Below are 11,137 nucleotides of genomic sequence, written 5' to 3' on the forward strand. Positions count from 1 at the left end.
CTATTAGCATTAGAGGCATAACCGCATTTCAATACTATTTACAAAATAAAATTAAGTAAATTAATGCATTAACCGCATCAAAAACCATGAAACCCCTTTGAAAAAAAGAAATATAATCCCGATATAATCAATATTAAATCGTAAAAAAACCTTCAAAATACACCAATACTTTGGCATTAATCCCACCAAAACAAAAAACAATAAATTTTTTAATTTTTTTAATTTTTATAGTTTATTTCTCAACCTCACCTTGATAGTATATTTCACATCGAATGAAAAATTTAATAAACATCAGGACAATTGATATCGAGTAATTCCTATTAACTTTTTAAGATAACATGATTATATTAATATAAGCCGTCAACCATCTCTAAATGCTTGCAACAGCAGTATTTTTAGTGATAGCTTTTGTTAAATTTGTTATCAAAAGGTAATGTTGGGACATATGAAATTGAGAATTCGACAACTAGGACTGTTTAATGGCTTATGGGGAGAAGCGGCCAAGTCGATAAGATCGATGCGTAAGGATGCAGGCTTCACTCAAAGTCAGTTAGGACAAAAACTAATTCCCGCGGTGGATCAGGCGACTATATCTAATTGGGAAACAGGCAAAACACCTGTGCCCTTAACAAGTTATTTTTTAATTTGTTTTATATGTGGGTTTAGTCCAGAAGAACAAACCAAACAACTACTCGAAAGTCAACAACCAGAAAACAAAAGAAATTAAAAGGACGTACCTGATGTTTAGTTATGAAAAGCTATTAGAGCTATATGATTATTATAGTATAGTAATTTTACCTGTATATTTTATCGCTCTGTTAATAAGTTGGAAAAACATAAACTTTAGATTCTTAATTTCCATATTAATATTGGTTGAAGCTTTTGATTCGTCTACATACTTATACATTGTTCCATTTGGAAGCATTTATTATTTATGGGGTGTTTTTATATGTACCTTATTTATCATCCCGTTATGGGAAGACGACTAATTGCCAATAAATTGGAAAAAAAGTTAGATTTCTTTAGAAAGGCAAATGAAAACTACCACTTTACTAAACAAGAAGGTGGGTTGTTATCTCTGTATTTTATTACTGCCATTTCTTTTATTGTGACATTTGTTGAAGTAAATTTATTTAAATTTAACTTAATTGGAAGTGTTCCATTTAGACTTCATATTTATGGCCCTAGCCACTTGTTGATTTCATTCTTTGAGTTATTTTTGGTTATCAGTATGGTTTTGGGTAAAAATCGAAGTTCTAAAGAAGAGCGCCACCGATTTGCTTAAGTCTCGGCTATTTAGCGAGATCACCCAAGAACTATGTTGAGGAAATAACATGAAAACGATTGAAAAAAACCTTTTAACTCGCGTACTAGGAGCTGGCCCTGCAAATGGTGTTGGTGAAATACCAAAGAAAGTACAAGCATTTGGCCCTATTAAATTAGAAAAAACTAGTTAAGCTAACTATTAAATCTAATTCACATATAAAAATATATTGTAGGGCGGTCTTTTCAGGTTATAAGTAAACACTCTGTTTGACTAGAATTCATCGCCCTAATCAACCCAACTTTGGCTTTGTCAATTTGTTTACTTATCAAATCCCCCTCTTATCATTCCCCATGGTTATAACCATAATATCTATGTCGTATTGATTTAAACTGCTTTTCGTCGTTTTAAGCTGATTTTTAATAAGTATGCACATCGCTTTTTAACATTGCTGTAAAAGCTTCTTTTAGTCGCGCGAGAATACAATCATTTCCTGCGATATAGCCATTCAAGGCTCACGCCATAGAAACGCCTTTACTATCAAAGCGAGCTGTGCGGCACATGCACTTAAATGATTACATAAATCGTTTAAAAAACTATCTAAACATGAGAAAATTAGAGACCTTAACCATCAGTAGCCGTCTATAAATAAAAAGTTAAAGTGCTCATACTTTTCAATAACTCACTGCTAGTGATAGAGGCAATGTTTGCTTTAATTCAAAGGGCTGAATTAAACGAAGCTATACTGACCTTCCAATGTTTATTAGATCCTCTCAATCTCTCCAGTAGATAATCGTGAACTTACGCATAACAATTAATGCTACTTCTCTCAAGCTACATATAATTCAAAGCGTTTTACCTGCGCTACATCCTATTAGTGATAGACTAATGTTAATAACATTATAAACTAGCTCATAACTTACTCTCTGCTTACTTGAATGAAAGGCCCTTTAATTGTTGGAAGCGTTTTCTATAAACTCAATCTATCATGGTATCAGTTTTGTTAGCCTGCCTGTCATGATTATTGCCTTATTTGTCGGCTGGAAAAGTATTAATACACGCTGCCTACTCATATTTTTAGCGACTCTTGAGTTCGTAGACACGGTCTTAACTGAACTAGCACTAAACTGGCAGAATTATTATTATTTATGTGTATTCCTGAGCAGTTTGCTTTACATTTATGTTGTGCTCGCTAGACGACTTATCGCCGCTCGACTCCAAAACTACAGTCAACTATTTAAAGATGTCTACCATAACTTCTACTTTACGAAACAAGAAGGTGCTCTGCTAAGCATTTACTTATCCTATACCCTCATTACATTTATAGCCCTAGCTGAAGTAAGCTTATATGTCTTATATGTCATAGACTCATTTCCATTTATCAGACACCTTTTTAGCCCGTTACTCACGATACTTTGCTTACTGGAAGCCATTGTTATACTTTGGCTAGCAACAAGGACAGCACCTGTGGATGAGCATGTTATGAAGATGAAGAACAACAGAAAAGCGGCTCTAAAATCAAAAAGGCCTCCAGATTATTCACATGATAAGTAGTTTGACTTAACGAAACTGACACCGTTTTTATTTAATTCAAATACACTTTGTACCCAATATCATATCTCTTAAATGCACTGTGTACTTTTCAAAAGTCTCATATCTTTAATTCAATGTTTAGTTCGCACTATTGTGGTAGGCCTCTATAATTTCCTCAATACGCTGGCTGTTTTTAATGATAGCCAAATTGAGCTTCTGTAGTTGCTTCTCTGTTAACATTCCAGGGCGGAGCATATAGTGAATTGGGTTTTCATAAATACGAATTGCGGTGGGCTTTATTGTGTCTTTGTACTCTGGCCTTTGTAGTAAATATACACCGGTTAAAGCATCTTCTATCGCATATTCAACGCGCTTCTTATTCATTAAATTAAAACGCTCATGAGCAAAATTTGTTTCAACGACACAGTCTTCACAAGCATGTCTAAAGTCGGCAAAGGGCTGCCCATATACACTACCACGACTGACTGCGATAAGATTATTTCCAAAACTCTCTAGTAAGTCAGAGGATGTCACCTTAGTAAAGCTCAACATGCTTTGTTGGTTATGTTTGTGTGTAAACAATAACATCACTTCTTGTCGATACGGTATGCTAAATTCAGCATACTTTCGTCTAGGCTGGGTGAAACTCGCCGCTGGGATTAAATCAACTTGGTTCTCTTGAAACTGTTTGAATGCTCGGCTAGAAGAAGGTAGCTCAACATATTGCCAGCAAAACCCTGCATCTCTTAAAATCAACTCTACGATTTCAATTTCAAGCCCAACATAATGTGAGCCAATGCGTTCAGAATACGGTGGCCAGTTACCACTGGTACTAACCCGTAAGGTTTCCTCGCATTTTTTCTGCGCAGCACTTGCTCCGCTAACGAGTATAACGAGCGAAAAAAAACACAGCGCTTTCCCCCACACGTACTGTCTTTTAACTGACGACCTGCTCAATATTATCCACGCCTCAAAAAACCTCATTAATTATATTATAAGCATTAACTGGCTTCATAACAGCTAGGTTGTCTTGGACAAGCAGTACCCCGAGTACAAATCACTCTGACATCGTTATTAATACCTCGCTCTATCCAGTTAATATTAAGTATTTTTGCTACACTCATTAACTGTTTTTTTAGGTGCCACGGCACCACACTGGCCCCCCCTTGTTTTATGCACAATGCTTGCAGTTCTTGCACAACTTCATCGGCACTGTCCCCTTGTGCATCAATGGCTGGATTCAGATCTATACCCGCACATAAAACATGTGCGTTTTCTACCAAGTCATTTACTTTGAGTGATTCACAGCAGTATAAATGTGGCTTTCCATTGACGTTTAGAATTGATAATTGCGCACTAGACTGTTCCGTTTGCGCTACAAACTTTCTAAACACCGCCCAATGCTGGCAAGGATCTTCAACACTGCGCATATTTCCCCAAGGGAGTGGGATCCCATTGCCTCGATACACAGCTTTCAACTTACCGGGTAAGTAAGCGTCAAAGTAGTGCCAATGCGGATAAGGAGAGACCACTGTCATGCGCCGCATTGCAACCGACGGAGAAATATTTAAGTGCTGATGAATGTCAATTTCATAACCATATGAATCTAATAATTGACGGTAAGCCACTTTTGGGCAAAGGAGCGCTCCAGCAAAGAAACTTGATTCAAAGTCATGCCAAGCCGTCAAAATATCTTGCGCATTGGGTGTCGTATCGGTGGCAGGCAAAACAGCCGTATTAAATCCGCCAGTACGCAAAACACAGCGCAGGCCTTCTAGTTCATGTAAAACACTGTGACCAATATGCACGGCTAAATCATACTTCAGCCTTGCTGGGTTTTTCTCCAACGATCGATTAATGTGCACAATATTCGGCTCACTAAAGTAGGATGTGATTAAGTGGTTAAACACATGGCCGCTGTCATCCATCACTTCATTGGGCACCTTATCAAACCATTTAACCACTAAGCCTTGTTTTTTAAGCAACATAAATAATGCTTCAACACTTAAATATAAATTTTTCCCTCCCACTTCATCTGCAGCACGCTCTAGGTCGGGAAAATGATTTTGATGATGCTCTTGATGAGCACGGATAAGTAAATGTGCAAACTGACGTCCGCTGATCCCAGTTTGAGAAAGCATTTCTGGTATCGCGATTTGTAAAATGTCATTTGAAAATAAAAAGTTGGGCTCAAGCGCCATGCCTTCTATCCCACCAGAGCGCCCTTTTTGCGGCGTAATATCATCAGGCTCAGGATCTGTGTCTAAAAACCAAGAAAGCGGCTTTTGAAACACCTCTGCAAAGTTATCTAGCATGCCACTACTTGGCGTGCGCTTTCCCCGCTCAATCATTGATAAATATGACACCGATGGCGCTGTATGTGGGTCAACCCTGATGCAACGCGCAGACAAATCTTCCAACGTTAAATGGTTGCGCTTTCGGAGGTTACGGATTTTGGTACCGAGAAAGTGAGACTTACGCATCAATTCTGACGATTTTTTCATTTTTAATACCAATCCTTCTAATTTAAGCGACTTTCATCAATGTTCGAGACCGTTTTTGAACATGTGCATGATATAAAAGAGCATAAACTCGACCATTTTACAACAAGAGGTCAGACCAGATTTTGTAAAATTTACACTGTAAAATTCTTTTTGTGAAATTTATTGATATTTTTTTATACACTGAAATTGTAGTCAATTAATCAGCGAGCGTTATGAGACAACCGTAACGTCACAACAATTTAATTTCGGTAACTGGGGATACATCAATGAAAGCACAACTTCAAACCACACCACCACTGAGCGAAGAATGCCAAAAACTTATCATCGCAAAGCAATTTTTAGATCAACACTGCCCGCTTGAGTTTGGTTCTCATACTCAAGTAAATGCTTACGTTGTCTACTACAATCACCTAATGGTGTTTTTTGAGGATGGTCAACATTGTGGATTGAAAAACACAAAGCAATTTGTAGCGCTTTGTGGTCATAAAGAAGAGCCAACGACTATTCTGCTGCAAAAGGACGACGGTTTACACATTGAGTTGAGTTTTAATATCGCTGGGGAAAATGGAAAGTACGACAAAGCCCATATAAACGACGTACAGTATGAAACGCCTTTCAGCTCGATTGATACACAAAACCGCCAACACACTAAACTCTGGATGAGTTTTATTGATGGTGTTCAGCATACTTTACTCGATGAATCTCGCTGCAAATGTTACCGCAGCAAAAATGGCGAAGATTACGAAATCTAATAATCACCTCAAAATTACACATTTATTCTTCTTGAATTTTTATTCTGGCCGCACATTAAATCGCGGCCATATGTGAATACTTACTCGCATCAAATCCATATTTTACCAAAGCTTAATTCCCTGCTGCGTTATTTCATTTCATGCATTCAGATTAATTTCAGCTAACCTCAATATAATCGCGCACCTATTTAACTGCGGCGGGTAACAATGAATAGAGTATTCGATTGGATAAAGAGCATGAACTGGATGCTGTGGGCACTGATCCTCGGTATTGCAACAGGACTTATTTTTGGCGAACGCGTAGCATTTTTAAAGCCTATTGGCGAAGGCTTTGTCAGCTTAATGCAAATCACTATCTTCCCTTATATTGTTGTCAGCCTCGTCGTTGGCCTGGGTAAATTCAGCCCAGATCAAGTTAAGACAGTGCTTGCCAAGGCAGCCATTACCATGTTGGCGCTCTGGGTAATAGGCCTTGCTGTAATTTGGTGCTTTACTTTAACTTTGCCAAGTCATGATGCTGGTACCTTCTTTTCTCCAGCACTCGTAGCACAAGCACCCGAAGTTAATTTTGTTCAGCAATATATTCCCTCCAACCCTTTTGCATCGATGGCTCAGGGCAATGTACCTGCATTAGTAATATTTTGTATCGCGCTCGGTCTTGCACTCATTTCAAACGGTAGAAAAAACCAGCTACTTGATGTACTTGAAGTTGTCGGCCAAGGTTTGACTGTTATGTCAAAAAAAGTGATTAAGTTTTTCCCAATCGGTATTTTCTCAATGACTGCAAGTACTGCAGGTACCATTGGTCAAGAGGAGCTCAGCAATCTGCAAATTTATTTGGTTCTGGTTATTTGCCTAGGCTTTTACCTGATGTTTGCGTTACTGCCGATGTTGGTTGCAGCACTGACGCCAGTAAAGTACCGTGACTTAATCAAGGCCATGCGTAATGCATGGATAACCGCATTCAGTACTGGCAACGTGTTTATCGTATTGCCAGTTATTACTGAAGGGATCAAAGCACACTTACAAAAAATTAAACGCAGCGATGAAGAGTCTGATCATATTGCCGAAGTCCTGGTGCCTATCGCGTACACCTTTCCAAGCCTTGGTAAATTAACCACTTTAATGTTTGTCACCTTTGCAGCATGGTTGACTGGGAATCCTATTTCGTTAGAACAAATTCCAAATGTTACCCTCTCTGCAATGCTGAGCTATTTCGCGAATGTGCACATCGCCATCCCTTACATGCTGGATAGCTTAAAGATCCCAGCTGATAGTTATCAGTTGTATTTATCTATGTCCGTATTGACTGCTAAGGTCGTCTCCCCGACGACTGTTGTGTATATTTTCGCAGTAACTTTACTGTGTATTTTTTACAACAAACAGCAATTACACTTAAAACGCATACGCTCTGTGTACTACCTAACCTTACTGTCGGTATGCTTACCTGCCTTTATGGTCTTAAGTTTTGCGGCCAACAATTACTTAGCCAAAAGTACCAAAGGTGCCGACGATGTAATTGCAAACATGGTGGTTTCAGATCAAGTACCTAGCGATGTATTAAACCATGTGCCTAAAGCCTACCAGAGCGGCGAACTGTCATTGACCAACATAGATATTATTAAAAAACGAAACCTACTGCGGGTAGGGTATTTAGTAGATAATGTGCCGTTCAGTTATTTTAATCAAAAAGACGAACTCGTTGGCTTTGACATTGGGCTTGCGCATAAACTTGCGTCTGATTTACAAGTAAAAGTGGAGTTTATTCCTTTTAAAAAGCACCAATTGGCCGAGTACTTAAACAAAGGCTATTTTGACATTGCCATGTCAGGGTTAGAAATGAGTGTTGTAGACTTGAGTAGTGTGCGCTTTACCAATCCTGTCATGGAACTACAACTGGCACTGGTTGCAAAAGATCACAGGCTCAAAGAGTTCGCATCAAAAGAGCAACTATTAAATAAAGACAAGCTCAATCTTGCCCATGTCGAATACCAACCACTTATGCGTGATGTCGCCAACAAATATGAGCAAATTCAGGTTACACAACTTGGTAATCACCAGTCTTTTTTTGAACAAAGTAGTGACTTCGATGCCCTCGTTATTAGTGCTGAAGCAGGGTTTGCATGGAGCATGTTTTACCCTGAATATGGCGTTGTTGTACCGAAAGGGGCTGAATTAAAATACCCTGTTGGATTCGCGGTTGCAAAGCGTAATGTCGATATTCTGAACTATGTAAATACATGGCTATCCATTCAACAAAGTAAGGGCTCAATACAGAGTAACTACGATTATTGGATTTTAGGTAAAGGCACACAGATTAAAGAGCACCGATGGTCACTCCTTGATGAACTTTCCGAAGAGCTCAACCAGTAATAACATACAACGCCAGTATACACTGGCGTTTTCTTCTCCTTGTTTAAGTACCATGCAAAAACATGCTACATATACATTTTTACAAACCCGATTGCACTTGCAATCAGCTGCAACAAAATGGCAAATAGCAATTTTAGCTGAAATGACCATTTACTGGTTTTATGCTGAGTAAAGTGCATAGTAAGGTGAGTAGTACAGTGCAATGCCAGCATAGATAACAAGATCAATGTTTTTTCAGATACTCTTTGCTTGTCGTTTTGCGCATAGGACTTGTCTTTATGAAATGCGAGGTACAGCATGCCGTTTGTCAGTACCAATACCGTTAACATAGTGATAAGTAGAACAATATTGTGATCAATCACGGGGATCGTCAACATAGCAAGCGCCACCAAAGACACGGCTACACAGCACTTACTCACATGAATAATAAAAGTATTAAATAGCACAACGGTGTCCCTTTACGCTATTTACCGAGTTAACAATGATCATCGCTCCGCCTCATGCTCTTTCTCCTTATCATCGCCCATCAGTCTTTTTTCATTAATGAGGTTAAACAACTCTACGGTCGCCATTGCATCGTTGAGCGCCCTATGATGACCTTGAAGCGGTATATTTAAATCTTGGCAAATCTTGCCAAGAGAATACGAGGCGTGGCCAGGAAGCCACTTGCGCCCCAATTGCACTGTACATAACTTAGCGCGTTTAAAATACCGCTCTAACCTTGCAAACTCAGCTTTTATAAAGCCAAAATCAAAATTCACATTATGCGCAACAAAAATAGCATCTTTACTAAACGCATCAATATCATCAATGACTTCACTGAATATCGGCGCGTCATTAACCATCTCATTATCAATGCCTGTCAATTCGGTGATATAACGCGGGATCCGCCTTTGGGGATTGATTAGGCTGTGCCATTTCTCGACGATTTGGCCATTCACAACCTTTATCATGGCAATTTCAGTGATTTTATCATGCTCTTTTTTTCCACCCGTCGTTTCTATATCGACGATGACATAAGGTTGCGCAGGCTGCACCTGCCACTGCACTGTTTGTATTGCCACATCAAAACCAGATTCAACTAATTTTTTTATGGTGATCAATTGATTGCGACGTAAGCTATCTCCAGGCGCTTTAACCTCAATAAATTTAACGCCATTTTGGCAGATCATTAAATCCGGATACCCGTCTTTCAACCCATTAAAATCTTTACTCATTGCTCGCAAGTGTTGACACACCGCGTCGATAGGTGCGTATTTAGCAAACTCAAACAGTTGCGCCAGTCCATCAGGATGCCAATACATTAAGCGATTATGAGATCCAAATTTTTCAGAAGCCTGTTTAACCAACCAATTTAACAACTGTGCATTGTCGCAAAAAGCGTTCAAACGCTGCTCTATCTCAGATTCAAATACTTGATAAAACGAGTTATCCTTTATGCACTTGGGTGTGCGCTCAAATTCGTTAGAAAATGCATTTCGGGGGTCCTCAAACAACTCATACCAAAAGCTTAAACAAAATAACGAGCGCCATAGTCTATTTTCACAATGATAAGCTGTGGTGCCCGAACGTCCAAACAGTTCTACAAGTCCCTGCTCTACATAACCAACATACGCTTCATCCAGCGCAAGCGGCTCGCCGCTGTCTCTCAGCATATCCGTTAATAATGAGGTTCGAGTTTGTGTAAACTTCAGTCGGTAAAAGTCTTCTGCAAAGAAGAGTAATTTTTCATCGCCAGGCGCATCTAACAATTGCTCAATTAAGTTTTTGCACCGCTGATGCTCACCTTTGGTGTAAAGTAAGCGAATGTATTTCTCTTGCGCTTTAGGGTGAGCGCTCAAAGTCAGCAATGATTCACTCAGTGCGGCATGACCATCAGCCACCATATTTGCCAATTTATAACATAAGTGATCATATTTTATCTGTGCCAGCGTACCTACAGGTCTAGGGTATTCATGCGCTGATACACATTTAGCCAATTTGAGCACAGACTCTGGCGCTAACTCTTTTAAATCGAAGTATAAATTACAATACAAAAAGGCACTGAGCGCTTCTTCTTGATGTTCAAAATGCGCATTGCCCTGTACTCTGTTGTTTTGCGTATGCATAACCCCAAGATCTCGCATCGAGAATTGAGGTAATCCACCGCCTAACTTGCCAAAAAATAAAAACAAAAAATAAACTAAATCAGACTTAAATGGAGATGAAAAATAGGACTGTAATATTTCTGATGATGGCTCAAGATTATCAAGCTGAGCCAGAATAAAATCGAGCCAAAGCGACTTTTTGGCTGATTTAGCTGGCGTGTCCGATAAGGCATGCGCTTTGGCAAGCGCAATCAACTGAGCCTTGTTCAGCTCAGATACTAAACTCGCTAACGCAAGCCTGTCATCTGCATGACATAACCAGTCTAAGCGTTTTAATTCAAGGTATGCCTGATTAAAATCTTTAATTTCTTCATAAACAAGTTCATCTGCACATACAAAGTCTCGTTTTCGATTTACCACGCGAACCAACAAACACTGAGCATCTTGGGACAGTGTCTTAAACACATTGACCTTTGCTCGCTGGTCCTCACTCAGTAAATCCCAGCTAGTTTGCGCCAAGTAATCAAGTAGCTCATAAAAATGCGTAAGATAGTATTTTTCTGGCAGTGTTTTCAAAACTCAAGCCTGTATATTTAAACAGTACTTAAATATGCCAAATTTCCT

Annotated in this window: 9 protein-coding genes; 5 read left to right on the forward strand and 4 right to left on the reverse strand. The window is 39.1% G+C overall.

Going from position 1 to position 11,137, the window contains the following annotated elements; genetic code table 11:
* Nucleotides 1–445 precede the first annotated feature (445 nt).
* The 3 genes from JF50_RS09305 (at nt 446) to JF50_RS27775 (ending at nt 1,457) form a co-directional block, all read left to right on the forward strand.
* Nucleotides 446–727, forward strand: a complete 282-nt coding sequence (locus JF50_RS09305) for a helix-turn-helix domain-containing protein (RefSeq protein WP_039609164.1) — start codon at nt 446–448, stop codon at nt 725–727.
* A gap of 222 nt (nt 728–949) precedes the next feature.
* Nucleotides 950–1,285 carry a hypothetical protein gene (locus tag JF50_RS09310; RefSeq protein WP_039609165.1) on the forward strand — a complete coding sequence of 112 codons (336 nt, stop codon included), beginning with the start codon at nt 950–952 and terminating at the stop codon, nt 1,283–1,285.
* Between the two features lie 49 nt (nt 1,286–1,334).
* On the forward strand, nt 1,335–1,457 hold the full coding sequence (locus tag JF50_RS27775; RefSeq protein ID WP_268747815.1) for a hypothetical protein: 123 nt from the start codon (nt 1,335–1,337) through the stop codon (nt 1,455–1,457).
* A gap of 1,478 nt (nt 1,458–2,935) precedes the next feature.
* Here JF50_RS27775 and JF50_RS09320 read toward each other — a convergent pair.
* Together JF50_RS09320 and JF50_RS09325 are read right to left on the reverse strand one after the other, a co-directional pair.
* Nucleotides 2,936–3,754 carry a substrate-binding periplasmic protein gene (locus JF50_RS09320; RefSeq protein WP_160290462.1) on the reverse strand — a complete coding sequence of 273 codons (819 nt, stop codon included), beginning with the start codon at nt 3,752–3,754 and terminating at the stop codon, nt 2,936–2,938.
* A 44-nt stretch (nt 3,755–3,798) separates the two neighbouring features.
* Nucleotides 3,799–5,301 (reverse strand): DUF3612 domain-containing protein, encoded by a 1,503-nt coding sequence (locus JF50_RS09325; protein WP_039609168.1) that lies wholly within the window; start codon nt 5,299–5,301, stop codon nt 3,799–3,801.
* Between the two features lie 266 nt (nt 5,302–5,567).
* Here JF50_RS09325 and JF50_RS09330 point away from each other — a divergent pair, with 266 nt between their 5' ends.
* Together JF50_RS09330 and JF50_RS09335 are read left to right on the forward strand one after the other, a co-directional pair.
* On the forward strand, nt 5,568–6,053 hold the full coding sequence (locus tag JF50_RS09330) for a malate synthase (protein WP_039609169.1): 486 nt from the start codon (nt 5,568–5,570) through the stop codon (nt 6,051–6,053).
* A 246-nt stretch (nt 6,054–6,299) separates the two neighbouring features.
* Nucleotides 6,300–8,426, forward strand: a complete 2,127-nt coding sequence (locus JF50_RS09335) for a cation:dicarboxylate symporter family transporter (protein ID WP_419177506.1) — start codon at nt 6,300–6,302, stop codon at nt 8,424–8,426.
* A 65-nt stretch (nt 8,427–8,491) separates the two neighbouring features.
* On the opposite strand, the gene JF50_RS09340 is transcribed toward JF50_RS09335, so the two are convergent.
* Both JF50_RS09340 and JF50_RS09345 read right to left on the reverse strand, forming a co-directional pair.
* Nucleotides 8,492–8,872 carry a DUF1294 domain-containing protein gene (locus tag JF50_RS09340; RefSeq protein ID WP_039609171.1) on the reverse strand — a complete coding sequence of 127 codons (381 nt, stop codon included), beginning with the start codon at nt 8,870–8,872 and terminating at the stop codon, nt 8,492–8,494.
* A gap of 39 nt (nt 8,873–8,911) precedes the next feature.
* A complete protein-coding gene (locus JF50_RS09345) occupies nt 8,912–11,089 on the reverse strand; it encodes an exonuclease domain-containing protein (protein WP_039609172.1) in 2,178 nt (725 codons plus the stop codon).
* Nucleotides 11,090–11,137: the final 48 nt, after the last annotated feature.

Source organism: Pseudoalteromonas luteoviolacea (assembly GCF_000814765.1).
Lineage (GTDB): Bacteria > Pseudomonadota > Gammaproteobacteria > Enterobacterales > Alteromonadaceae > Pseudoalteromonas > Pseudoalteromonas luteoviolacea_H.

Bases quoted from the DNA above. Each gene is read 5' to 3' on its own strand.
- JF50_RS09305 (WP_039609164.1), top strand. From the start codon at position 446: ATGAAATTGAGAATTCGACAACTAGGACTGTTTAATGGCTTATGGGGA.
- JF50_RS09310 (WP_039609165.1), top strand. From the start codon at position 950: ATGTACCTTATTTATCATCCCGTTATGGGAAGACGACTAATTGCCAAT.
- JF50_RS27775 (WP_268747815.1), top strand. From the start codon at position 1,335: ATGAAAACGATTGAAAAAAACCTTTTAACTCGCGTACTAGGAGCTGGC.
- JF50_RS09325 (WP_039609168.1), bottom strand. From the start codon at position 5,301: ATGAAAAAATCGTCAGAATTGATGCGTAAGTCTCACTTTCTCGGTACC.
- JF50_RS09330 (WP_039609169.1), top strand. From the start codon at position 5,568: ATGAAAGCACAACTTCAAACCACACCACCACTGAGCGAAGAATGCCAA.
- JF50_RS09335 (WP_419177506.1), top strand. From the start codon at position 6,300: ATGCTGTGGGCACTGATCCTCGGTATTGCAACAGGACTTATTTTTGGC.